Consider the following 760-nt stretch of genomic DNA (forward strand, 5'->3'; position numbering starts at 1 on the left):
CTGGCGTGCCAACTTCATCCATGTAGATCAGCTTTTCATTACCTGCGGCGTCATGAACATAACCAAATTCGAATTTGGTATCGACAAAGATTTGGTCGATTTCTTCTAACGCTTGGCTGATAACGTTAAAGCCTTCTTTCAACAGTTTTTCGTACTGAGCGATATCTTCTGTGCTTGAGAAGTTAAACGCTTCATAGTTGTCCACGATATTTTGGCGAGTGATGTTCACATCGTCTGCTTCTGGTACACCAGGAATGCCTTTTAGGATGCCTTTGGTTGACGGCGTCATTAGCAAATCCGGTAGAGCCTTATCTTTTTCTAACCCTTCAGGAAGTTGGATACCACAAAACTCGCGCTCACCATTTGCGTATGCACGCCACATGGAACCAGTGATGTATTTACGGCAGATTGCCTCAATTTTTACCGGTTTTGCTTTTTGAACGATCCAAACAAATGGGTGAGGAATATCTAAGATGTGGCTGTCAGCTAAGCCGTTGTCTTTAAAAAGCTTAAACCAATGATTTGAAATGGCATTCAATGCGGCACCTTTACCCGGCACACCTTTAAGCCCACCTTCACCATGCCAAATACAATCGAAAGCAGAAATACGATCGCTGATCACCATGATGGCCAGGGGCGCATCTGGTGCGACATCGTATCCTTTCTCTTTGATCAGTCGGGCACTGTCTTCTTCAGTTAACCAGTAAACTGAACGAACTTTTCCGCTGTGTACGGGTTTGTGGGTGCGAATTGGCAGGTC

The 760-nt window shown here is 44.9% G+C and carries 1 protein-coding gene; it reads right to left on the bottom strand.

The genetic code is table 11. The features are described 5' to 3' along the window. Nucleotides 1–760: phosphoribosylaminoimidazolesuccinocarboxamide synthase (gene purC / locus R7O13_RS26385; RefSeq protein ID WP_318305144.1), on the bottom strand; the 760-nt coding region annotated here is incomplete at both ends.

This window comes from Vibrio sp. Y176, from assembly GCF_033438945.1.